At 45.1% G+C, this 23,177-nt stretch carries 19 protein-coding genes and 1 other annotated feature; of the genes, 4 read left to right on the forward strand and 15 right to left on the reverse strand.

Annotation, left to right across the window (positions count from 1 at the left end):
- Nucleotides 1–147 precede the first annotated feature (147 nt).
- The 5 genes from AC3EBE_RS00865 to thpR all read right to left on the reverse strand — a co-directional run bounded on the left by AC3EBE_RS00865 (nucleotide 148) and on the right by thpR (nucleotide 5,926).
- On the reverse strand, nucleotides 148–921 hold the full coding sequence (locus AC3EBE_RS00865; protein WP_488593142.1) for a phosphotransferase: 774 nt from the start codon (nucleotides 919–921) through the stop codon (nucleotides 148–150).
- Nucleotides 922–1,214: 293 nt separating this feature from the next.
- On the reverse strand, nucleotides 1,215–3,365 hold the full coding sequence (gene pulA / locus AC3EBE_RS00870) for a type I pullulanase (RefSeq protein ID WP_488593143.1): 2,151 nt from the start codon (nucleotides 3,363–3,365) through the stop codon (nucleotides 1,215–1,217).
- Nucleotides 3,352–4,332, reverse strand: a complete 981-nt coding sequence (locus AC3EBE_RS00875) for a diacylglycerol/lipid kinase family protein (RefSeq protein ID WP_488593144.1) — start codon at nucleotides 4,330–4,332, stop codon at nucleotides 3,352–3,354. The genes pulA and AC3EBE_RS00875 overlap by 14 nt, the downstream gene beginning before the upstream one ends.
- 44 nt (nucleotides 4,333–4,376) lie before the next feature.
- Entirely contained in the window at nucleotides 4,377–5,318 is a 942-nt protein-coding gene (locus AC3EBE_RS00880; protein ID WP_488593145.1) for an NERD domain-containing protein, read from the reverse strand.
- A gap of 29 nt (nucleotides 5,319–5,347) precedes the next feature.
- Complete coding sequence (gene thpR, locus AC3EBE_RS00885; RefSeq protein WP_488593146.1) at nucleotides 5,348–5,926, reverse strand: RNA 2',3'-cyclic phosphodiesterase; 579 nt, start codon at nucleotides 5,924–5,926, stop codon at nucleotides 5,348–5,350.
- Nucleotides 5,927–6,170: 244 nt separating this feature from the next.
- On the opposite strand from thpR, the gene cysK reads away from it, so the two are divergent.
- Nucleotides 6,171–7,106 carry a cysteine synthase A gene (cysK, locus tag AC3EBE_RS00890; RefSeq protein WP_488593147.1) on the forward strand — a complete coding sequence of 312 codons (936 nt, stop codon included), beginning with the start codon at nucleotides 6,171–6,173 and terminating at the stop codon, nucleotides 7,104–7,106.
- A gap of 63 nt (nucleotides 7,107–7,169) precedes the next feature.
- Here cysK and speD read toward each other — a convergent pair whose 3' ends face one another.
- The 3 genes from speD to pepV form a co-directional block, all read right to left on the reverse strand.
- A complete protein-coding gene (gene speD / locus AC3EBE_RS00895; RefSeq protein WP_488593148.1) occupies nucleotides 7,170–8,018 on the reverse strand; it encodes an adenosylmethionine decarboxylase in 849 nt (282 codons plus the stop codon).
- A gap of 265 nt (nucleotides 8,019–8,283) precedes the next feature.
- Complete coding sequence (dat, locus tag AC3EBE_RS00900; RefSeq protein ID WP_488593149.1) at nucleotides 8,284–9,138, reverse strand: D-amino-acid transaminase; 855 nt, start codon at nucleotides 9,136–9,138, stop codon at nucleotides 8,284–8,286.
- Between the two features lie 97 nt (nucleotides 9,139–9,235).
- Nucleotides 9,236–10,651, reverse strand: a complete 1,416-nt coding sequence (gene pepV / locus AC3EBE_RS00905; RefSeq protein WP_488593150.1) for a dipeptidase PepV — start codon at nucleotides 10,649–10,651, stop codon at nucleotides 9,236–9,238.
- A 766-nt stretch (nucleotides 10,652–11,417) separates the two neighbouring features.
- Between pepV and AC3EBE_RS00910 the strand changes: the two genes are divergently transcribed.
- Nucleotides 11,418–11,639 carry a DeoR family transcriptional regulator gene (locus tag AC3EBE_RS00910; RefSeq protein WP_207500860.1) on the forward strand — a complete coding sequence of 74 codons (222 nt, stop codon included), beginning with the start codon at nucleotides 11,418–11,420 and terminating at the stop codon, nucleotides 11,637–11,639.
- Nucleotides 11,640–11,706: 67 nt separating this feature from the next.
- Here the strand turns inward: AC3EBE_RS00910 and AC3EBE_RS00915 are convergent, their stop codons facing one another.
- Nucleotides 11,707–12,423, reverse strand: coding sequence for a pseudouridine synthase (locus tag AC3EBE_RS00915; protein WP_488593151.1), 717 nt, complete (start codon nucleotides 12,421–12,423; stop codon nucleotides 11,707–11,709).
- Between the two features lie 106 nt (nucleotides 12,424–12,529).
- Here AC3EBE_RS00915 and AC3EBE_RS00920 point away from each other — a divergent pair, with 106 nt between their 5' ends.
- The gene (locus AC3EBE_RS00920; RefSeq protein WP_488593152.1) at nucleotides 12,530–12,772 is read left to right on the forward strand and encodes a hypothetical protein; all 243 of its coding nucleotides are present in this window, start codon (nucleotides 12,530–12,532) and stop codon (nucleotides 12,770–12,772) included.
- Between the two features lie 45 nt (nucleotides 12,773–12,817).
- Here the strand turns inward: AC3EBE_RS00920 and AC3EBE_RS00925 are convergent, their stop codons facing one another.
- Nucleotides 12,818–14,443, reverse strand: coding sequence for a putative polysaccharide biosynthesis protein (locus tag AC3EBE_RS00925; protein WP_488593153.1), 1,626 nt, complete (start codon nucleotides 14,441–14,443; stop codon nucleotides 12,818–12,820).
- A gap of 282 nt (nucleotides 14,444–14,725) precedes the next feature.
- Here AC3EBE_RS00925 and AC3EBE_RS00930 point away from each other — a divergent pair, with 282 nt between their 5' ends.
- The gene (locus AC3EBE_RS00930) at nucleotides 14,726–15,997 is read left to right on the forward strand and encodes a BaiN/RdsA family NAD(P)/FAD-dependent oxidoreductase (RefSeq protein WP_488593176.1); all 1,272 of its coding nucleotides are present in this window, start codon (nucleotides 14,726–14,728) and stop codon (nucleotides 15,995–15,997) included.
- Between the two features lie 214 nt (nucleotides 15,998–16,211).
- Here AC3EBE_RS00930 and AC3EBE_RS00935 read toward each other — a convergent pair whose 3' ends face one another.
- From AC3EBE_RS00935 to glcD, 5 genes are all read right to left on the reverse strand, one after another.
- Nucleotides 16,212–16,397: a sporulation protein Cse60 gene (locus AC3EBE_RS00935; RefSeq protein ID WP_488593154.1), complete on the reverse strand. Its 186-nt coding sequence runs from the start codon at nucleotides 16,395–16,397 to the stop codon at nucleotides 16,212–16,214.
- Between the two features lie 166 nt (nucleotides 16,398–16,563).
- Nucleotides 16,564–16,875, reverse strand: coding sequence for a rhodanese-like domain-containing protein (locus AC3EBE_RS00940; protein ID WP_488593155.1), 312 nt, complete (start codon nucleotides 16,873–16,875; stop codon nucleotides 16,564–16,566).
- 305 nt (nucleotides 16,876–17,180) lie between these two features.
- The gene (gene leuS / locus AC3EBE_RS00945) at nucleotides 17,181–19,595 is read right to left on the reverse strand and encodes a leucine--tRNA ligase (protein ID WP_488593156.1); all 2,415 of its coding nucleotides are present in this window, start codon (nucleotides 19,593–19,595) and stop codon (nucleotides 17,181–17,183) included.
- 128 nt (nucleotides 19,596–19,723) lie between these two features.
- Nucleotides 19,724–19,941: a binding site (T-box leader), on the reverse strand.
- A gap of 435 nt (nucleotides 19,942–20,376) precedes the next feature.
- Nucleotides 20,377–21,702: a (Fe-S)-binding protein gene (locus AC3EBE_RS00950; RefSeq protein ID WP_488593157.1), complete on the reverse strand. Its 1,326-nt coding sequence runs from the start codon at nucleotides 21,700–21,702 to the stop codon at nucleotides 20,377–20,379.
- The gene (glcD, locus tag AC3EBE_RS00955) at nucleotides 21,699–23,111 is read right to left on the reverse strand and encodes a glycolate oxidase subunit GlcD (protein ID WP_488593158.1); all 1,413 of its coding nucleotides are present in this window, start codon (nucleotides 23,109–23,111) and stop codon (nucleotides 21,699–21,701) included. Before glcD ends, AC3EBE_RS00950 begins: the two co-directional genes overlap by 4 nt.
- Between the last annotated feature and the right edge of the window lie 66 nt (nucleotides 23,112–23,177).

Consider the following 23,177-nt stretch of genomic DNA (forward strand, 5'->3'; position numbering starts at 1 on the left):
ATAAACTTCATGGCTGCCTTGCGACGCGGCGGTAGCCGTGGGAGCAACTAGCTTCTTCGAATATTCATCATGGGTCGGCTTATGACCCGAGGGGCTAGACGCTTGAGCTGGACACCTCTATGCGGAAATAAATATATTTTGAAAAAATTAAAAAAGTGCTTTTAAAAATTCAATCCATTTTTCCATTTCTGGAATCCGGTTTTGATTCTTATGCCATTGGATAGACGAAAGCGATTGCGCAAACGCATACCACTTCATCCTTTGCCTAAGATTTTCAGTGAGGCTGATGCCATACATTTCAAGCCAGCTTTCCCATGCTTCTTCTGGTATGTAGGAGTATAACAGAAGCCCGAGATCAATGGCGGGATCAGCAATCATTGCGCCGTCCCAGTCGATTAAATACAACTGGTTGTCTTCCGTAAGCAGCCAGTTGTTATGGTTTACATCACAATGGCAGACAACCTTCTCATGATGATCAACATTCCCTACATTTTCAGCAAGAAATTTCATTGCTTCCTTCACAGCCGGCTTTCCCCATAGTTCTTTATCCAGCTCATTATTCAATGCATCCAGGATCATTTCTGGCTGCAACGGGCTTTTTCCAAGCCTCGTCAGCATTCCAAGCAAGGGGTCTGAAGCATGGATCTTCTTCAAAAGCTTTGCCACCCGATCGTCATTCATGTCGCCAGGCTTAAGCTCCCTTCCGTTCATCCATTGCTGCGCAGTTATGACATCTCCGTTTTCTAACCTTTTTGTCCAAACAAGCTTGGGTACGATTCCTTCTGCGGAGAGTACAGCAAGAAAAGGGGACGAATTACGTTTTAAAAACAGCCTTTGTTCATCATGCTGTGCAAAATAAGCAGCACCTGTTGCGCCGCCAGCCGGAACGATTTCCCAATCCTGTCCAAATAAATGTTCCAAAGTTAGTCACCTTCAATTTATCACTATTTCCATTATGCTAAAAAACCGGAAATGTATCTATCAAATATAAATTCACTGCTGTTCTTATATCGGAAATAAAAAGACAGCTATTGATAGAAAAATACATACAATAGCTATCTTATAAATTTTATCTCCAGAGGCTTCCTTCGTCAACCCCATCCGCCTCAATTTAATATTGTGAAAAAGTTATCAGAAGTAAATCCTTCACCAAGCCGCACGAAACGATTGATATGCAAACAGCATTCGATGCGGTTTAATACCCAAGACGTCTGTTACTTCGCCATCACCATAAGTGACCAGGGCTCCAATAATACTTGATCTCCTTCAATATGCCTGATTGGTTCTGCCATTGCTTTTTCATGGTCGGCAAGAACATTCCATCTTGCATCTTCCGGCAGCTGCACAAGCTGCTGTGACTGGGAAGGGTTGAAAAATACCACTATTCCCCCCCATTCTCCAAGATGGCTGACATCGTGCAATGAATACCCAGTCAGTGGTGACTGCACTGCCAAAAAGGCTATATGCTGCCGTATTTGTTCACTGTCAGGGAACCGGAACGCTGCATTTTCTTTGCGGATTTGGATGAGTCCTTTGATGTACTCGACATTATCCAGATTTTCATCCCGGCGGTCCCAGTCCATCCAATTCACATCATCCGGAGAACGGTAGCTGTTTCCGCTCCCTTTTTTCGTCCGAAAAAACTCCTGGCCACTGTGGAGGAATGGAATTCCCTGTGAGAGAATCACCATCGAGGTTGCCAGCCTGTGCTTCTTTTTCAAAATGACCTCATCTTCATCCGGTTCTGAAATCTTCAGCTTATCCCATAAGGTATGATTGTCATGGGATTCAATGTAGTTGACGGATTGCGTTGGCTGGAGGAATAAACCATTCCTGCGTTTGCCTATGCCGGCACTTCCGGCGAAGACTTGCTTTGCCGCTTCAAGATACCGTTCATTGCCCAAAGCATAGCCCTTATCATAAATATTAAAGGTGCTTCCCTTAATGGAGTCGCGGAACCAGTCATTGAACTGTCCAATCCTTGGCAGCTTAGCCTGATTCGCGATATTCGCTTTTTGGTCAGGAGGAAGCGGTGTATTAAGGTCCCAGCCTTCGCCGATAATCAGGATGCTGCTGTCGATTTCATTCACAGCCCTCCTGACAGCGTCCATTGTTTCCACATCCAAAATCCCCATCAAATCGAAGCGGAAACCATCTATGTCATATTCTTTAAGCCAGTACAGAACTGAATCAACAATGAATTTCCTCGCCATCAGCCTTTCTGAGGCAAAATCATTCCCGACCCCTGTTCCATTGGAAGGAAGTCCATGTTCATTATGGCGGAAATAGTATCCTGGCACGATTTTTTCAAACGGAGAATCCTCACGCACATACACATGATTGTAAACAACATCCATGATGATTCTAAGCTTCTCGCCATGTACGGCTGAAATCAGCTGCTTCAGTTCTCTAATCCGGCAATAAGGATCTTCAGGCCTGGTCGCATAGCTGCCTTCAGGTGCATTGAAATGGACAGGGTTATAGCCCCAGTTGTAGGAACTCCAGCGGTCAAGCTCGTCTACCTCCTCATAATCATGGAAAGGAAGGAATTCTATGTGAGTGACGCCAAGGCTTTTAATATATGAAAGGGCAGTTGGAATCCCCTTCTTGCTGACGGTTCCGGTTTCAGCTGCGCCAAGATACAACCCCTTATTGCTTGCTCCGCTATTTGGATGAATCGTCAAATCCCTGATGTGGGTCTCGTATATGACAGCATCCGTCGGCGAGCTGAATTCCGGAAGAACCGCCTTAGGAACAACGGTTTTCACATGGTCAATAATCACGCCATATTCTCCATTCACAGTCAAAGCGACTGCATATGGGTCGACAGCCTCCCGCCATTCTAGGTTAATGCATACCAGGAAAGTATAGCGGTATAATTCCAGGTCACGATCCACCTCTACACTCCAGACGCCTTTATCCATCCGTTTCATCGAGATAAGCTCATGGCTGCTTTCTTCATCTTTGAACAGCTTTAATTTCACCTTTGAAGCAGTGGGAGCCCAAAGATTGAATACCGAACTCCCTGAAGAATAGGACACTCCAAGGTCTTTTCCGCTGTAAAAAAACATTGAGTCAAATTCTTCGGTACGGATGACAGCGCCTATTTGCAGATCCGTTTCTCCGCCGTGGTCGTCGGAAATTGTATACTGTCTGCCTATTTCCAATTCAATGCTGACAGAACAAAAGTACTTCACATCGTGCTCAAGAAAAACCTTTTCTTCAATTGCCAATGGCAAATCTACGCCTTCTCCCTTTATACGGAACTCCTTTGCGGAACCTTCAAAATAAGAATATGGCAGCAATATAGTAATATTGTGGATTCGATCGAGATAGGCGTTAAACTTTCGGTCAATGGCAATCATCTATTTTCAACTCCTCGGTATGCCCTGTAATGCCGGTCCCTGAAAAAATAGTCAATGCATCTGGACACGCCTGGATATTCAGTGGTGCAAATCCAATCACTTCCCCATCTGCGTGGGCCGGAACATCTTGCTTGGTGTTGATTGTAATGGACTTCCCGGTAAATTGTTCGACTTCCTTGAATGATGTATGTTTCCCCCAAAACACACTGATGAAAATCATCAGAAGCTTCCATCTTGATATATTATGGACAACTGTTACATCAAGAAGGCCATCGTGAGCCAGGGCAGCAGGAGCAATTTTCATGCCTCCCCCATAATATGGCTGATTCGAAACGGTTACAAACCAGGCTGCATCGTATTTGTATACTATCCCGTCCACCGTCAATTCGACGGGAGTGACTCTATATGTCAATAATTTCTTGATCAGGATGTATACATAGACCAGCCTTCCCAAAGAAAACCGATTAAGGAGCCGTTTCATTTCCGATTCATTTGCCTCTTTTGCCACAACAGCATCGAAGCCTACACCCATATTATTCATAAAGTATGTTTCCTGTAATTCATTGTGCTGAATTTTCCCGAGATCAATGGGATGGCCGGGCTGGCGAATATTTTTCGCCAATAATTGAAGGGCTTCGGCAGGCTTCTTTGGAATCGCAAACCCTCTGGAGAAATCATTCCCCGAGCCGCCAGGGATAAAGCCGATTGTAACGTGGTGAAAACCTGCCACACCGTTCACGACCTCATGAAGCGTCCCGTCTCCGCCAACTGCAACAATAACCGCGGTTTTGCCATTGGATTTCCTGGCAAGCGAGGACGCAATCTCTCTTGCGTGTCCGGGATATTCGGTAAAAAAAGCCAGGAAACTGATTTTACTGATACTCACACTCTTCTCTATGTTTCTCCAAATCTCCCTGCAGCTCCCATTTTTAGCATGGGGATTCACTATAAAATAGATTGGCTCCATTTAATCGACCTTCTTAATTTTCGTTTTTTGGTCTATTCTCCCACTCAAAGCCTTCTGACCGAAGTTGTCTGGCAATATTGCAATAGAACCTGTGCCGCTTTTAATTGCATATGCTTCAATGGGGATTTCATTCCTCTTTGTACCGTAAACCATTCATTGAAATTTCTTTTTTCAATAAACTGGACACCATATGGAGGCTGCGGATAATCAAAATAGCCATTCCGGCTCATCAGCAGCTTCTGTACAGGGAGCTCGACATCATGCAAATCGAATAGCGACTTGACGATTGTCTCCGTCCTCTCCAGCGCAATCAGCGGGTTAAGGATTTTCATTTGCTGATCCTTCGTTTTCTTTATCCAAAAACGGTCCTTGGAACCTACAAATACCGAGTCATTTTCAGCTTCGCAAATTGCAATGCAGATGGCAGCAGCTGGTGTAATCATGATGATTTCTGCCTCGACTGGTGCCTTTTTTAATAAGAAAATAGGTTTGTATAAAATGAGGAAGGTATCAGGAAATCGCTGGAGCAGGAACTTCAATGTTGCATCTGTGGCATACTCCCTGCCGATGAAGGATCTTTCTGTCAGAGTTGAACTTGCCCACTTTAACTGGAACGGCAGCAGCTGGTCCAGGAAATGATGCTTTAAATCATCTTCCGTTTTTATCCTCCCCAGCTGTTCCGGTTCCAGCGGTCCCATCAGGCTGTCCTGCTCATCTTCAGAGGGCATAGGAGCCATATCAAGCTCTGAATCCATTGTTTCAGGCTGTCTGACTATACTTTTAATTTTTTGAAAAAAAGGGTTGGACTTATCCACCGCCTGCTGCTTAATTCCTTCAGATGGCAGTTGTTGAGGCTCAGGATTTTCCCATTTATTCTTCAGGCCTGCCCATTGCTTTTTCTTGAGGCGCACGTACCTTGCCGGGTAGAGGTAAATATCCTGTGCATAACGCGATACGTAGTCCTGGAGTTTGATTAATTGTGCCATATGCAACCTTCCTTTTAACACTGCTACTCCTAATTTTCAGGATGAGAAGCAAGCGGGAATATGGTAATTGGTTCGTATTTTGGACTTTTCCCTAAATGAGTCCTGTACAAAACGACTCTGTCAGCAGTAAATTTAATTTTTTCAGACTGGAAAGGATTAATGCTTTCGAGCATTTGATATGTAAATGGTGCCTCGCCTGTCCATTTTCTCGCCAGCGTTATATGCGGGCTGAACGGGCGTGTCTCCAATTCAAAGCCTGCACTGAGACAAGAGGAGAATACCGTCTCCCTTACATTCTTCAAGCTGGATGATTCCTCAGCGCCTGCCCAGAAAATCCTTGGTGAATCCTTTCGGCCAAAAATCCCCAGGTGATCTAAGACAAGTTCAAAACCAGAATGTTTTGTCAGTGCTGATTGGATCAGCTTGCTGGATTCCTCTAATTTGGATTGGTCAGCATTCCCGAGAAAGGCCAGTGTAATATGTAGATCCTGCGGGTGAACCCATGTTTTGAAAGGCAATTCCGCCTTCAGATTTTCGATCCGGTCCTTGAGCTGTTCTTTTACCTCGTCTGGCAATTGAACTGCGTAGAAAAAATGAGCGTTTTCCATTGGTCAGCATCCTTTCCGAGTCCACTTGCATTTATTTTAGCAAATGGCATGTCCTAATGGCAGATTTTCCTTCATTTGTTTTAATCCCTACAAGTTGATAGGAATAGTTCATTTTTGTATGATAAGAGAGAAGCTTACATTATTTTTCATTTGCCTATATTTAAATATTCACGATACGTGAAATGTGAAAACATCATTATGTAAATACTAACGTAGGAACATCACAGCAAGGAGGCTGTTTGCCATGAAAGTTGTCAATGATATCGCTGCATTGATCGGAGAAACCCCTATTTTAAAATTAAATCGCCTGGCCCCTGAAGGCGGCGCTTCAGTCTATTTAAAACTGGAATATTTCAACCCTAGCAAGAGTGTAAAAGACAGGGCAGCCTACAACATGATCATCACAGCAGAAAAAGAAGGCAAATTGAAGCCCGGAGCAACAATCATCGAGCCGACGAGCGGCAATACAGGGATCGGTCTCGCTATGAATGCTGCAGCCAGAGGGTATAAAGCAATTCTTGTCATGCCAGATACCATGACGGAAGAGCGCATCAACCTGCTGAAGGCGTATGGAGCAGAGGTTGTGCTGACTCCCGGCGATGAGAAGATGCCAGGCTCGATAAAGAAAGCAGAGGAGCTTTTAAAAGAGATTCCAAACAGCTTCATGCCAATGCAGTTTGAGAATGGCGCCAATCCAGATGCCCACAGACATACAACCGCACTTGAGATCATCGAAGCCATGAAGGAATTGAACAAGCCGCTGAGCGCTTTTGTCGCAACGGCAGGAACTGGCGGCACCATCACTGGCACAGGGGAGGCATTGAAGGAAGAATATCCAGATCTGCATGTCCATGTCGTCGAGCCTGCAGGGTCTCCGGTTCTTTCCGGCGGGAAACCAGGCAAGCATAAGCTCGTAGGCACAAGCCCAGGATTCATCCCTAAAATCCTTAATCAGGACGTTTATGAAAAAATCCATAAAATCGAGGATGAAGATGCCTACGAAACAGCGCGAAGACTGGCGAAAGAAGAAGGCATCCTGGTCGGCCCTTCATCAGGGGCGGCGGCCTTTGCAGCGATCAATGTCGCAAAACAGCTGAAGCCTGATGAGGTAGTCATTTGCATCGCCTGCGATACTGGCGAAAGATACCTCTCCAGTGACCTGTTCAGATTTGAAGACTGATGGATGAAAAATATTAAAGCTGCGGGAAAGATATCCCGCAGCTTTCTTTATGAGTTATTTATTTTAATTATCCTCGTTCTCTTCTTCATCCTCAAACATTGTGCCGGAATGGAGTGTCATCCCTGAAACAATCTCTTCCATTTCTGCCTGGAGGCTCTCGGTGATTTCTTCTCTTTCCTCAGGCGACAAGGAGTCCTTAGTGTAACCGAATAGGTAGTTGTTCAGGTCGAACTCGCGGAGTTTACACTTAGTGTGGAAAATATTCTCCTGGTACACATTCACGTCAACCATATCAAATTGGCTCTTGATATTGTCAGGAATGTAGTTTTGGATTGAGCTGATATCATGGTCGATGAACAGCTTATTTCCATCCTTATCCCTTGTAAAGCCCCTTACTTTATAATCGATTGTCATGACATCAGTTTCGAAGGAGTGAATCAAATAATTCAGTGCCTTTAGCGGCGAAATCTCACCACAGGTTGATACGTCGATATCCGCCCTGAATGTACTGATGCCTTCATCGGGATGGAACTCTGGATACGTATGGACTGTGATATGGCTTTTATCCAGCTGCAGCACAACATTGTCAGGCAGAGGTCCTGGCGATTCATCATACGCTTCATCAGGAACCTCGACGACCGGACCCTCGGAAACAAGAATCGTCACACTTGCACCTTGAGGGACATAATCCTGCTTGGCCACATTCAGGACATGTGCACCTATGATGTCCGCTACATGGGTGAGGATTTTTGTCAGCCGGTCCGCATTATATTGCTCATCGATATATTCAAGATAAGCCTCCCGCTCTTCCTTCGTCTTCGTATAGCAAATATCATACATATTGAAACTCAATGATTTCGTCAGGTTATTGAAGCCATGCAATTCAATATGCTGTTCTGAAGTTATTTTCATCTGTGTTCCCCCTGTTCGGTATTCTGCTATGTGTCTGTAATCGAACAAAAGACAGTCTTAAAGCAGGTAAATGCTGATTTAAATATTTTTATGATACCCATTCCTGCCAATAAAAAACAAAGCAGCATAGAAAACCTTATCGTCTAAAGAGGAAATCTCGTTGTTCGTGCATGGGATGATTTTTGTGGATTCGTAATATACAGTTTATGTTGTTTTGAAAAAGAAAAGCCTGCAGCATGGATTTCATGCTGCAGGCTTGCTAAGGTTAAATTTGTCCGCATTGCTTTTCAATTTCTGCCTTGAATAAAACCTGAAGCTGTTTGGTCAACGGTCCCGGCTCTCCATTGCCAACCGGCTTGCCTTCTATTTCAATCACAGGCATCACTTCGACGGTTGTACCTGATGAAAAGACCTCATCAGCTGCAAACAGTTCATCAAGGGTATAGGCTCTTTCCTCAAAAGGTATTTGCTCATTTCCGCAAATTTCAAGCACCTTCTGTCTGGAAATCCCGTTCAGGATATGATTATCCGCAGGATGGGTGATGATGACTCCATCCTTGATAATCGAGATATTTGAATGGCTTCCTTCCGTTACCGTTTCGCCTCGGTGCAGGATGGCTTCGAAGCAACCACCCTCAGCCGCTTTTTGCTTGGAAAGCAGGTTGCCGAGAAGATTAAGACTCTTGATATCGCAGCGAAGCCAGCGGATATCCTCATCCAGGATTGTACGAACGCCCTTTTCCATTGCTTCCTCAGGACGAGGCACCTTTCGAGTGTATGCCACGAAAGTCGGAGCGACATCTGCTCCAGGGAACACATGGTTCCGCGGAGAAGTCCCACGCGTGAATTGCATGTACACAGTTCCCGTTTCCAGCTCGTTCTTGGTGATAAGCTCTTCCAGCTTTGCTTCCAGTTCCGCAGGAGTGTAAGGAAGCGTCAGCCTGATTTTTTCAGCACTCTCCACAAGACGCTGCAAATGCTCCCTGCCAGTAAACATCTTGCCATTATAAACCCGAATCACCTCATAAACACCATCACCAAACTGATAGCCACGATCCTCAATATCCACCTTCGCAGACACCCGATCCAACACCTGACCATCCACAATCACAAACTCCATACCTATTCCCTCCAATCCTTTATCACACCACAGCAGTGGGGGTCAGACCCCCACTGCTTTAACGCATTACTGTGCCGGGGGTCTGACCCCCGGTGCTTTAACGTGCTAATTCGTAAATGGCTTGTGCGTATATTGCTGTTGCTTTTATTAAGTCTTCGATAATCATATATTCATCTTTCTGGTGAGCGATGTCTGGTCTGCCTGGGAACAGTGGTCCGAAGGCTACGCCAGATTTGAGCGACCTTGCGTACGTGCCGCCTCCGATTGAGATTAGTTCTGCTTTTTCCCCAGTCTGCTCCTCGTACACTTTCTTCAGTGTCTGGATCAGGAAGTCCTTTTCATCAACATGATGCGGGTTTGAGTTAGAGAAATTCTCGATTACGAGTCCTTCTTCCTCCAGTACGCCATTCAGGATTCCCTTCGTTTTTTCCAGATTTGTTGTTACAGGGTAGCGCATATTCAATCCTGCGCGCCCTCCTTTTTCAGCTGAATACGATAGCTTTCCAACATTGATTGTCAAATCACCGGTGATATCATCCGAATAGGCGACGCCGAGCTCCTTGCCTCGTGAGTCCTTGCCAAGATACTTAGAAACAAACTGGAAGTATTTGTCGCTGTTTCCGTCGAGGTTCAGCTGGGAAAGGAAATTCGCCATCAAAAGGCCGGCATTCTTGCCGTTATCCGGTTCCATTCCGTGAGCCGAGACACCTTCAAGTTCGAGGATCAGCTGGCCGTTTTCGACAAATGCCTTACCCTGGAGCTCGTATTGCTTTTTATGATCCTCAAATCGCTGTACAAGATCCGTCTGGCCCTGCAGGACATTCAGGACGGCACGTGCAAAATCGGGCACCATGTTATACCGTCTGCCCGAAGAGAATTCGGCAACTTCAACATCGGATTCAGCTTTATCAGCTCCTGAAGATTTATAAACTAGATCATAATCCGCGATCCCTTTTTCAGCATAAATAATCGGGAAGTCTGCATCAGGCGCAAAACCCATCGCCGGCATTTCTTCATGCTCGAAATAGTGGTCAACACAGCGCCAATCACTTTCTTCATCGGTTCCAATGATCATGCGCACACGCTTATTAAGCGGAAGCCCCAATTCCTTAACTATTTTCATTGCATAATAGGCAGCCATCGTTGGCCCCTTATCATCAATTGCGCCGCGGGCATAGATCTTGCCATCGCGAATTTCCGCACCATACGGATCGCTTGACCAGCCATCTCCCTCAGGCACAACATCAACATGGCAAAGGATACCCACGATTTCCTCACCCTGTCCAAATTCAAGATGGCCCGCAAGATTGCCGACATTCTTGGCTGTAAAACCATCCTTTTCACCCAGGTTAAGCAGAAAGTCCAATGCCTCCTTTACACCTTCACCAAGGGGAGCTTCTGGTGCAGCATTTTCTTCATCAAGCACACTCTTGATCTTAAGCAGTTCCTGAGCGTCTTTGATCAATTCAGACTCTCTTTTTTCTACTTCCTTCATCCAATCAATTGAAGCCATTTGAACATACCTCCTATATTGCCGGCTATGTATTTCGGTTTCTCTAAAGGTGTTATTCCCTTTAAAAAAATGGTTAAGCAGCAGCGATAATATTATTGTACCTCAAATCCCTGCTTACTCCCTTTTTTAAAAACTTGAATCCATTTTACTCTTAATGAATGTGGTTCGTAAACTGTGTGGGTGAGGAATGTTTTTAACTGGAGGCAGCTATATGATTAATGACTATCTTGCGTTTCTAACAGCACTCTGACTTCCTCTACGATTAGAGGCTTCATAGGTAACCTTTTTTCTGCAGTTAGCAGATATTTTGGGCATCTGTCTGCTCCTATGGTGACCTCTTTTTCCAGTTACCTGATTTCCCTCACACCGATGGCTTTTACACATTATCCGCCCCCAATTTTCACCGCACCATCCCTCTCAAAAAAGAATAAATTGTTAATAAGCAATACTCTTTTCTAAATTTTCAAACTTCTGTCATATTTAGCCTGTTTAAAACCATATCGTTATGTATAGAGAATAATAGAAAGGAGAAATTTAATTATTAAGTTATTAATTTTTTGTAAAATACAGTGAATTATCTGGCATTTTATTTTGATTAGAGTTAAAATAGTCCAAAAGGTAGGACATCTTATATCCGCCTTTTAAAAAGGACGCTAAAGGGAGTGTCTGGAAAGAAGAAAACTACATACTTGAGGATTCGTCTTCAATCAGTTGTCGGTTGCAGGAAAATGACAAGGGGTTTAAATAAAGGATAGGGAGTGGTTGTTTGAAACCTTCGACTAACCGGATGATAAACCGCATCAAATCCATCTACATGTTCATATGTCAGAATGGTACTGTCACAACTCAAGATCTTGTAGAGGAATTTGGGATCACACCTCGTACCATCCAGAGGGATTTAAACGTCCTGGCTTATAACGACTTGGTAAAGAGTCCTAGCCGAGGTAAATGGACAACGACCCAGAAAAAAGTAAAAATGTCATCATAGCAGAAAAGTAAACTTCAAAATAGTAAAAAAGAAATCGCCGGTTTTATCAGGCGATTTCTTTTTGGTTTTATGGCTCATAGTTCATGAGCATATCCAGTTCTTCATCCGTAAGCTCGCGGTATTCACCGAGTTCAAGTGTTTCATCAAGCGGAAGCGGCCCCATCGTTAACCTTTTTAAATAGATGACTCGTTTACCGACGGCCTGGAACATCCGCTTGACCTGGTGGAACTTCCCTTCGGTTATGGTAAGCTCAATATCCGAGGTCAGCCCTGATTTTAATATGACGAGTTCTCCGGGCTTGGTTTCATAGCCGTCATCAAGGGTGACGCCTTTTCTGAACGCCTCGATATCTGCCTCCGTAACCTCTCCTTCAATTACAGCGAAATAGGTTTTAGGCACATGTTTCTTTGGAGACAGCAGTTTATGGGAAAGCTGCCCGTCATTGGTGATTAGCAATAATCCTTCGGTATCCTTATCAAGTCTGCCGACCGGGAATGGTTCGAATACCTGATCCTCTAATTCAAGCAGGTCGATGACCGTTTCATCACGATTGTCCTCTGTCGCTGAAATAACGCCAGGCGGTTTGTTCATCATTAAATAAATGAATTCTCTGTAATGGATTTCTTCCCCGTACAAAGTCACCACATCGTTTTCAGGATCAATATGCTGTTTCGCATCCTTCACCACCACTTGATTGACCTTAACGGCACCGTCCTTTAAAAGCTTCTTAACATCTTTTCTGCTTCCATATCCAAGGTTCGAAAGCACCTTATCGATTCTCATAGCGAACCTCCTTTTAGTTTAAATTGGGCAGGCGCCCACTCCATTTACTGATTTTCACATAGACTAATATCATATTTTATTATAGAGAACGAGGAGTTGACCCCTAATGAATTATCGTCAGCAAGGTCAAGGTTTGTTCATCCCGATACCAGGTGGCGGCGGTTTTCCAGGCGGTCCTAGTGGATTTCCTGGTGGATTCCCAGGCGGCGGCCAGTTTGAGCAAAGACTAAATCGCCTTGAGCGCCAGGTAGAAAGATTGAACAACCAAATCGACAGGCTCGATCGCCGGATCGATCGGATCGAGCGCCGTCTCGGCATCCGTGAAGATTCCCAGCAGTTTTATTATTAAAATGCCTATAAAAAATGGCCTCCATACTGAAGGCCATTTTTTCTATTATACCGGCAGCCTTAATTTACGCTTGATTTTGGTAACCCGGTCTCCAAATAACCTGTCCACCAGCTTTGTCCTGAATCCCAGGTAAAAATAAACTAGTGCTCCAACCGCAGCTGAAAGTACGATTAAGAGAATGGACTGGAACTTGGAAGCAGGCGACAGGAACTGGACCAGGACTCCATAGAATGCCAAGGTCACTCCGGCCATCAAGCCAGAAAACACAAGAATAAGGACAATTCTTCTTGCCACAAAGCCCATCGGATATCTGGCAAAATTCCTGATGACGAGCATATTGATGCCAATGGCGACTGTATAGCCTAAAGCCGTCGATATAACTGCGCCCTGTGTTTCAAACATCTTAATCATCGGGATGTTTAAGGCCAGCTTGACCAATAGCCCTGTCAGCAAGCTTAAAATCGTAAAGCGCTGTTCATTGATTCCCTGCAGGATTGCTGCAGTCACAGAATATAGAGCGAACAAAATGGCAACTGGCGCATATGTCATAAGAACCGTTGTGCCGAGGTCATTATTTTCATAGAATACGGTGAACATAGGTTCAGCAAGCAGTGCCATTCCGAGCGCTGCAGGTACAGTTAAATACATGAGCACCTGGAAAGTCTGGTCCAGCTGCCGCCTCATGCTTTTACGGTCATTTTCCGTAAAGGCTTTAGTGATGCTTGGAACCAGCGTAAGCGAAAAGGCAGTTGCAAGTGAAACAGGTATGATGACGAGCTTGTGCGTCTGGAAGTTCAATACCGAGAAGGCCTCGACTGCCTCATCCTTGGCGATTCCCACTGCTGTCATCGCCCTTGTAAAAGTCATCATATCAATGAATTGGAATAAAGGATTGGCAATTCCCACAAATACGAAAGGTGCTGCATACAGCAAAATCTCCTTGTAAATCGCCTTCAAGGAAACATCCATTGTTCCTTTGTCTTCTTTCAAGAGTTCATCCAGATGCGGTTTTCTTTTTACCCAGTACCACCCAAGGACAGCAAGGCTTCCAATCGCTCCGATAAAGGCAGCAAAAGTCGCTACGCTAACGGCTGTGACCATGCTTCCTTTGAAAATATTCAGTACAACATATGCCCCAGCGAGCAAGAACACAATCCGGACAATCTGTTCAACGACCTGTGAAACTGCGGAAGGCCCCATGGATTGATGCCCCTGAAAAAATCCGCGGATCAAACTCATGAACGGTACAACAATCAAGGCGAAGCTGACAGCCCTGATGACGGTTGTGACATCCTCGGCACTGATTCTTTGGCTCTTGTCATCGGAATCCATGACAATGTCAGCAAGACCCGGCGCTGTAAAATACATAACCAAAAATGCGAGGACCCCTGTCGCAAGCATAACTGCTATACCTGACTTAAAAAGCTTCCTGCCGACTGCATATTCACCAAGAGCATTATATTTGGCGATAAACTTGGAGACCGCCAGCGGAACCCCAGCCGTCGCGATACTGATAAAAATGGTATATGGAATATATGAATACGAATAAAGTGCGGTTCCGTAATCATCGACGATTGCATAGAAGGGAATAACATAGAATAAACCTAGCACCTTGGAAATAATCGTGCCAAGCGTTAATATGAACGTCCCTCTCAAAAGCTTTGATGACATAAAATCCCTTCCTAACTTCATGCTAATTCACTTGCTGAAGAACCTGACTACAAACTTGTATTTTACCACAAAAAAATTTTGAGACGATGATAATTATCATATATTTTAATCTGCATTCCCTAGTTTACTCTTCTTTTTCCGTGACTGCCAGTTTTGTATATTTCCAATTAAACTAACTTTCTGTTTGAATAACTGCATTGCTGGCAATGTTTTTAATGGGGAGATGCTATATAATGAAAAAAGCTTATCAAGCTGAAAAGTGAATGAAAAGTTGGTGTGATGATGAAATATGATGTAATCGTCCTTGGCGGCGGGCCGTCTGGTTTGATGGCAGCCATCGCGGCTGGTGAACAGGGCGCGAAGGTGCTGCTGATCGATAAAGGGGACAAGCTTGGCCGCAAGCTTGCGATTTCTGGCGGCGGCCGCTGTAACGTGACCAATCGCCTTCCTGTTGAAGAAATCATTAAACATATACCCGGAAATGGCCGGTTCCTATACAGTGCGCTCTCGATTTTCAGCAATGAAGATATCATTTCTTTTTTCGAAAATCTTGGCATCCAACTGAAGGAAGAGGACCATGGCCGGATGTTCCCTGTCACGGATAAGGCTCAATCTGTTGTTGACGCTCTTCTTTCAAAGATGAAGGAACTGAATGTCGACATTAAAACAAACAGCCCGGTAGCAGATGTCCATTACAAAGATGGCAAGGCAGATGCCGTAGAATTGAAAAATGGTGAAATGATCTACGCTGACAGTGTCATAATTGCTGTTGGAGGCAAATCCGTACCTCATACTGGCTCAACTGGTGACGGCTATGCCTGGGCGGAAAAAGCAGGCCATACAATCACAAGCCTGTTCCCAACCGAGGTGCCTGTAACATCCAGTGAACCTTTCATTAAGGAAAAAGTGCTTCAGGGACTTTCTTTGAGGGATATTGCGCTCAGTGTATTGAACCCAAAAGGCAAAGCTCTCATCACCCACAGGATGGATATGATTTTCACCCATTTCGGCGTCAGCGGACCTGCTGTTCTGCGCTGCAGCCAATTCGTCGTCAAGGCAATGGAAAAATGGAATCTCAAAGAAGCTGTCATGTCACTCGATGCCCTGCCTGATATGAAGGAAGAAGAGCTATTTCAGGAGATTAATAAGCTGATAAAAGCCGAGCCTAAAAAAGCATTGAAAAATCTGCTTAAAGGGCTGCTCCCAGAACGCTATCTCTTGTTCCTGCTTGAACGGAATGAAATCGATCCAGCCATGCAGGGAGGCCAGCTCGGCCACGAAAAAATCCGCAGCTTTGCCAAATCTGTGAAACAATTCGAGTTCAAGGTCAATGGGACATTGCCGCTGGACAAGGCCTTCGTTACAGGAGGCGGGGTCTCGGTAAAAGAAGTCGAGCCGCAGACAATGGCATCGAAAAAAGCAATGGGACTTTATTTTTGCGGGGAAATCCTCGACATTCACGGCTATACCGGAGGCTACAATATCACCTCCGCCCTTGTAACCGGTAGACTTGCAGGGACAAACGCAGCCCACTTTGCATTGAATGGATGGTAAAAAATCAAGGCTCTTTTCTCAAACTATGTTGCTATTGACTACAAAATAAGATTGAATTACTCAAGTTTCTTCCCAAACTTATCGCTTATTTTGAGAAAAGAGCTGGCTAACTTAGTACCGACATACAAAATGGCTTTTATCACGTTAAATCGGCTTTTGGATTTTAACAACAATCTTTACGAAAACAGCCAAAGTAAAACAGAGCCTGAATGATTCAGGCTCTGTAAACAATCATTGCGGAAAAACAATAAATCTGCTCTTCCTCCAATTCCTCAGGGATGACAGCGACATTGTACTTAATGTCCAAAAGCTTTTTCTCATCCAGCTTTTCAAGGAAAATGTTCATTTCTGTTTCAAGATCTTTTTCATGTTCATGATCAAATACTCTGACCTGGATCAAGGGAATGCATCCTTCCTTTTTAGGCTAATAAGAAAGTATAAATTTTTCTCAAAATTTATACCTTCTTAACGCATAAGTGCAACTACGCCTCTGTCTTCGCCCTTGGGCTCGCCAGTCGGCGAGTTTTCTTTACATCCAGTATAGTCAGATTTTCAGAATTTTATAATTATGGACGTGTAGTTTCTCCGCCCCAGCTCATCATTCCGCCAACCATGTTGCGTACTTTATAACCTTGCTCATTCAAATAGTGGCAAACATTTCCACTGCGAGCGCTAGAACGGCAAATGAAGATATATTCCTTATCCTTGTCAAGCTCGCTCAGTCTTTCAGGAATTTCGCCCATTGGGATGTGCTTAGCTCCAGGAATCATTCCAGACGCCACTTCGTCATGCTCACGCACATCGATCATTTCAGGCTTTTCGCCAGCTTCCAGCTTCTTTTGAAGTTCTTCAGTAGAAATCGTTTCAATATTGCTCATCGTTATAGCCTCCATTTAGGTAAATTTTAAAGAATCATACAATCAAGTATTTTCCCCTATTTATTATAGAAAAACTCTTTTTCATTGGCAAAAGAAAAACCTTAAGGGGTATATAGGAAAAGCGCAAGCGCCTTGATCAGCCCCGACAAGCGCTGGAGGGCCTGACAGTGAAGTCGTTCTTTGACTTCATTGGCAGGACCGAAGCGACTCGAGGGGCTAGGCGCTGGAGCTAGACAGTTTTCGAAGATTATACCTTTCTTATAAAGCGAAACAAGGGCCGTTAAAAAACGGCCCTTTTCTTATAATTAGTTTGCTACGATATTCACTAATTTTCCTGGTACTGCAATGACTTTGCGTACTGTCTTGCCATCGATTTGTTCCTTGACAGAATCATCACCCATTGCGATTTGCTCTAGAGTTTCTCTGTTTGCATCTGCCGGAACCATCATCTTCGCTTTGATCTTGCCGTTCACCTGGACAACGATTTCTACTTCGTCATCCACAAGCTTCGCTTCATCATATGCTGGCCATGCTGCATACGTAATCGACTCACCGTGACCAAGCTTCGCCCAAAGTTCTTCTGAGATATGAGGACAAATTGGAGCAAGCATCTTCACGAAGCCTTCAACGTAAGACTTAGAAAGCTCTTCCGCTTTATATGCTTCGTTGATGAAGACCATCATTTGCGAAATCGCTGTGTTAAAACGAAGTCCCTCATAGTCCTCGGTTACCTTCTTGACTGTCTGGTGGTAAACCTTTTCAAGGCTTGCGCTTTCAGTATCAGTGATTTTCTCGTTCAGGCTGCCGTTTTCATTAACAAACAAGCGCCAGATACGGTCAAGGAAGCGACGTGATCCATCAAGTCCATTTGTCGACCAGGCGATTGATGCTTCAAGAGGGCCCATGAACATTTCATAAAGTCTTAAAGTATCAGCACCATGGCTCTCGACAATCTCATCCGGATTGACGACATTGCCCTTGGATTTACTCATCTTCTCATTATTTTCACCAAGAATCATACCCTGGTTGAACAGCTTTTGGAATGGCTCCTTCGTGTGGACAACTCCTACATCGTAAAGAACCTTATGCCAGAAGCGAGCGTATAGCAAGTGAAGTACTGCGTGCTCAGCACCGCCAATATAAATATCGACCGGAAGCCATTCTTTTAATTTTTCAGCATCGGCAAGAGCCTGTTCGTTCTTCGGATCGATGTAACGAAGGTAGTACCAGCAGCTGCCACCCCACTGCGGCATTGTATTCGTTTCCCTGCGGCCCTTTTTGCCGGTATCAGGGTCAACGACATTCACCCACTCCTCGATATTCGCAAGTGGAGACTCGCCTGTTCCCGATGGCTTGATGTCCTTCGTTTTTGGAAGGACAAGCGGCAGCTGATCCTCAGGTACTGCTGACATTGTGCCATCTTCCCAGTGGATGATTGGAATCGGCTCGCCCCAGTAGCGCTGGCGGCTGAACAGCCAGTCTCTCAAGCGGTAAGTGACCTTTTTCGTTCCAATGCCCTTTTCCTCTAACCAGGCAATCATTTTGTTGATTCCATCTTCCTTATTCATGCCGTTAAGGAATTCAGAATTCACATGCTCGCCGTCGCCAGTGTAAGCTTCTTCAGCTACATTTCCGCCGGCAACGACTTCTTTGATTTCTAGGTTGAATTTTTTAGCAAATTCGTAGTCGCGCTCATCATGAGCAGGAACTGCCATGATAGCTCCTGTTCCATATGAAGCTAGTACGTAGTCAGCAATCCAGATAGGCATTTTTTCGCCATTGGCTGGGTTGATGGCATAAGCGCCAGTGAATACACCTGTTTTGTCCTTCGCAAGATCTGTACGCTCAAGATCACTTTTACTCTTGATTTCGTCAATGTATTTTTCCACTGCTGCACGCTGCTCAGCTGTCGTAATTTTATCAACCAGCTGATGTTCTGGTGCAAGGACCGCATAAGTTGCGCCGAAAAGTGTATCAGGACGAGTCGTAAAGACTGTGAACGTTCCATCGTGCCCTTCAATGTTGAAGGTAATTTCAGCACCTTCGGAACGGCCGATCCAGTTGCGCTGCATATCCTTAAGGCTCTCCGGCCAATCCAATAAATCAAGGTCCTCAAGCAAGCGGTCTGCATAGGCAGTGATTTTAAGCATCCACTGTCTCATCGGGCGGCGCTCAACCGGATGGCCGCCACGCTCACTCTTGCCATCAATAACTTCTTCGTTCGCTAAAACTGTACCAAGTGCCGGGCACCAGTTAACAGCCACTTCATCGATATAGGCAAGTCCCTTTTCATATAGCTTAAGGAAAATCCATTGAGTCCATTTATAATAGCCTGGGTCTGTCGTATTCACTTCACGGTCCCAGTCATATGAAAAACCTAATGCCTTGATCTGGCGGCGGAACGTGTTGATGTTCTTCTCGGTGAATTCAGCTGGGTCATTTCCTGTATCCAGCGCATACTGCTCTGCTGGAAGACCGAATGCATCCCAGCCCATTGGATGAAGAACGTTGAAGCCCTGCATCCTTTTCATGCGTGAAAGGATGTCTGTAGCTGTGTAGCCTTCCGGGTGGCCTACATGCAGTCCCGCCCCAGATGGATATGGAAACATATCCAAAGCGTAGAACTTCTGCTTCCCTTTATCTTCAGTCGTTTTGAAGCTTTTGTTTTCTTCCCAATACGCTTGCCATTTCTTTTCGATTTCCTGATGGTTAAAGCTCATCGAATTGACCTCCTGTGTGTATGTCGTTTATTTTTAGCGGATGGAGTTTTCAGTTTGGAAAAACTTCTGCCTTTTTTAGCAAAAATCCAGTACATTTTCCCCAGAAAATAAAAAACTCCCGTCCCTGTAAAAGGGACGAGAGGCTATGTATGATCTCCCGCGGTACCACCCAAATTAGTGTGCAACACTCGCTTCATTCATCCTTAACGCGGAAAACGGCAAGCACTACTAGAGTTCACGCTTGCGACTCAAAGGCGAGTTCATGATGGACCTGTCTGGCTTGCACCAACCGCCAGCTCTCTTGCTCAGGCTTTGCACCACTACTACTCCTTGTCAAAGTCTTTCATTATATATAGAGATATTGTAATAAAATTTCCGCCAGGATGCAAGCGGGGATGAAAGAAATGATTATGGAGGTTATTTTATGAAGGAAGCGGTTGAATGGTGTGGGTTATTTTATAGGAATCGCGGAAGAGGACCTTCTTAACCATTTCCTTTGGATCGCGCTGAAAGTCACGGCGTTTAGCCGGGGCCGGGTAATTTTGGATAAATAAATTGAAAAAAGTCCGTTTGAATTTCCAGTTTGCGGGATTTCGACAAATATTTGCGGAATAAACTTGAAAAATTGCGGAATGATAAAGCAAGACATTTATTAAAATCCCTTAATCTTAATTCAACAGGAACCACAAGAAACAGGGTCTACCACCCACCGAAAGATTTCTACAAATAAAAACCCCATCCGCAAAATAAATCACGAATGGAGTGTATCAATAAAAACAACCTATCCCTTCACTGCTTCAAGCAGTAAATCAACAATATGCACACCTCTCATACTGCCCGATAACCCTTCACGCTCGATTCCAAGCTTCATCTGGAGCAGACAGCCTGGATTTGCCGTAACGATCGTTGTTGCATGGGTAGCCTTGGCGTTAACCATTTTGGAATCCAGCAGCTGCATGGACATTTCGCTTTCAACTATATTATAGATTCCGGCTGAACCACAGCAGCGGTCGGCATTCTGCATTTCGCGGAATTCAATCCCTTTAATTGCCTGCAGCAGCGTCCTTGGTGCAGATGCGGTCTTCATTACGTTGCGGAGATGGCATGAGTCCTGATAGGTGATAACCTGGTGTGGAAGCTCGAGCTTCACTTTTTCATGGAAGCCTACCTCTACGAGGATTTGCGAGACATCCTTGATTTTATCGGCAAATGCCTGTGCGCGTCCCTTCCATTCCGGATCATCCTTGAGGAGATGGTCATAGTCGACCAGGAATGCGCCGCAGCCGCCTGCATTCGTGATGATAAAATCGACCCCTGTATCCTCGAATGCTTTGATATTCCTGCGTGCCAGTGCCTTTGCATCTTCCTTTTCACCGCTGTGTCCATGCAGCGCTCCACAGCAGGCCTGTTCTTTCGGAATAACAATTTCACAGCCCGCAAGCTGCAGGAGCTTCATTGTCGCATTATTTGTTTCTAGGAACATCGTATCCATCAGGCAGCCGCTGAAGAAAGCAACTTTATGTTTTACTACACCAATCGCTTCCAGGTGTTCAGGGCGATTCTTCATTTCCTTCATTGTCGGCACATTTGGCAGTACCTTTTCCATCGTCGCAAGTGATTCTGGGAATAGCTTCATGATCCCCGTACCGCGGGCAACCTTTTGCAGTCCTGAACGCTGATAAAAGCCAATCAGCCCGGTAAGGCTGCGCATTCTATTCTGATTCGGGAAAAGCCCTTTGAATATTGCTTTTCGGACAACCCTGACAGGCATCGAGAATTTCTTGTTCTGGTTCACGATATCCCTTGCTTCTTCAAGTAAATGACCATAATTTACGCCTGATGGGCAAACCGGTTCACATGCCCGGCAGCCGAGGCAAAGATCGAGTGACCTTTCAAAATCCTCATCAGGCTCGATCAGGCCATCGACCACTGCCTTCATTAAAGCAATCCGCCCGCGCGGCGAATGGGATTCCTGATAGCCTGATTCGATATAGGTCGGGCAGGTTGGCAGGCAAAAGCCGCAGCGCATGCAGTTCAAAAGCTCATTCTGGTTCATTTTCTCCTGGAATTGTGTCTGAATTCTCTGCTGTTCTTGAACTGTTGTCATCTTGAAACCACCACTCGTTTCCTGCTGTCCTTCGCAAAAATTTTACCTGGATTCATGATATTGTTAGGATCAAGTGCTGCCTTTACAGCTTTCATGGCAGCGACCCCTTCCTTGCCAAGCTTCAATTCGAGGTATGGTGCTTTCATGACTCCGACACCGTGTTCCCCTGTGATTGTTCCGCCAAATTCAATCGCTTTTTCAAAGATTTCCTCAAACGCCTTTTCCACTCTTTCCATTTCCTCATGGTTGCGGGAGTCGGTCGGGCAGGTAGGGTGCAGGTTCCCGTCGCCTGCATGGCCAAATGTACAGATATTCAGGTTATACTTCACAGCGATTTCATTTATGGCATTTACCATTCTCGCAATCTCGGATCTTGGTACTGTCGCATCCTCAAGAATGGTTGTCGGCTTCAATCGGGCGAGTGCGGACAAGGCGCTGCGGCGTGCAGTTCTCAATGCTTCCGCCTCTGCTTCTGACTGGGCAACCTGAACGGAAACAGCCTTTTCTTCCTTGCAAACCTCGGCAATCCGGGCCATATCCCTTTGCACAACTTCCAATGGTCCATCCTGCTCGATCAGCAAGACAGCTTGTACATCGGTTGGCAGGCCGATCTTGGCAAAGTCCTCAACTACCCGCAATGTTGGCTGGTCAAGGAACTCAAGTGTCGCCGGGATGATTTTGCTGGCGATGATTTTCGAGACAGATTTAGCAGCTGCTTCCAGATCCTGATAGAGTGCAAGCATTGTCTGCTTCGTTTCAGGAATCGGAATTAATTTTAAAATAGCCTCTGTAATGATACCCAGAGTCCCTTCCGACCCGACAAACAATCTAGTAAAATCATAGCCTGCTACATCCTTGGCAAGCTTGCCTCCAGTCCGGATGATGTCTCCATTTGGCAGAACAGCTTCAAGGCCGATGACATAATCCCTTGTCACGCCATATTTCAGACCACGCAGCCCGCCTGAATTTTCATTAATATTGCCGCCGATGGTTGATATTTTCATAGAACCTGGATCTGGCGGAAAAAACAGTCCCTTCGCTTCAACTGCGTTGATTAAATCAAGCGTAACGACTCCCGGCTGGACAGTTGCCGTCAGATTTTCCTCATCCACCTCAAGGATTTTATTCATGTGTTTAAAAAGAAGCACGATTCCCCCTTCAGTCGGGCATGTGCCTGCGCACAGATTAGTGCCTGAGCCTCGAGGAACGATCGGGATTTTATGCTCATTGCATAGCTTCACAATCTCGGAAATTTCCTGTTTATTCCTCGGGCTGACTACCGCATAAGGCATGGATTGAAAGTTTGGTGTAGCATCATATGAATAAACGAGCCCCCCCGTTTTCGAGTCATCAAAATTCGCTGCTGAGACAATGGAAATGATCTGTTCTTTTACCGTATTAGAAAGCATCGTTTTTCCCCCTTTAATTGTATCCGGTGAAATGAAGCCAGGCTTCCTATCATTATGACAGAAGCC

The organism is Mesobacillus sp. (assembly GCF_057785455.1).

Bases quoted from the DNA above. Each gene is read 5' to 3' on its own strand.
- cysK (WP_488593147.1), top strand. From the start codon at position 6,171: ATGAAAGTTGTCAATGATATCGCTGCATTGATCGGAGAAACCCCTATT.
- AC3EBE_RS00880 (WP_488593145.1), bottom strand. From the start codon at position 5,318: ATGGCACAATTAATCAAACTCCAGGACTACGTATCGCGTTATGCACAG.
- AC3EBE_RS00950 (WP_488593157.1), bottom strand. From the start codon at position 21,702: ATGACAACAGTTCAAGAACAGCAGAGAATTCAGACACAATTCCAGGAG.
- AC3EBE_RS00915 (WP_488593151.1), bottom strand. From the start codon at position 12,423: ATGAGAATCGATAAGGTGCTTTCGAACCTTGGATATGGAAGCAGAAAA.
- AC3EBE_RS00875 (WP_488593144.1), bottom strand. From the start codon at position 4,332: ATGGAGCCAATCTATTTTATAGTGAATCCCCATGCTAAAAATGGGAGC.
- glcD (WP_488593158.1), bottom strand. From the start codon at position 23,111: ATGCTTTCTAATACGGTAAAAGAACAGATCATTTCCATTGTCTCAGCA.
- leuS (WP_488593156.1), bottom strand. From the start codon at position 19,595: ATGAGCTTTAACCATCAGGAAATCGAAAAGAAATGGCAAGCGTATTGG.
- AC3EBE_RS00930 (WP_488593176.1), top strand. From the start codon at position 14,726: ATGAAATATGATGTAATCGTCCTTGGCGGCGGGCCGTCTGGTTTGATG.
- thpR (WP_488593146.1), bottom strand. From the start codon at position 5,926: ATGGAAAACGCTCATTTTTTCTACGCAGTTCAATTGCCAGACGAGGTA.
- AC3EBE_RS00920 (WP_488593152.1), top strand. From the start codon at position 12,530: ATGAATTATCGTCAGCAAGGTCAAGGTTTGTTCATCCCGATACCAGGT.
- pepV (WP_488593150.1), bottom strand. From the start codon at position 10,651: ATGGCTTCAATTGATTGGATGAAGGAAGTAGAAAAAAGAGAGTCTGAA.
- pulA (WP_488593143.1), bottom strand. From the start codon at position 3,365: ATGATTGCCATTGACCGAAAGTTTAACGCCTATCTCGATCGAATCCAC.
- AC3EBE_RS00940 (WP_488593155.1), bottom strand. From the start codon at position 16,875: ATGAGCAATATTGAAACGATTTCTACTGAAGAACTTCAAAAGAAGCTG.
- speD (WP_488593148.1), bottom strand. From the start codon at position 8,018: ATGAAAATAACTTCAGAACAGCATATTGAATTGCATGGCTTCAATAAC.
- dat (WP_488593149.1), bottom strand. From the start codon at position 9,138: ATGGAGTTTGTGATTGTGGATGGTCAGGTGTTGGATCGGGTGTCTGCG.
- AC3EBE_RS00925 (WP_488593153.1), bottom strand. From the start codon at position 14,443: ATGTCATCAAAGCTTTTGAGAGGGACGTTCATATTAACGCTTGGCACG.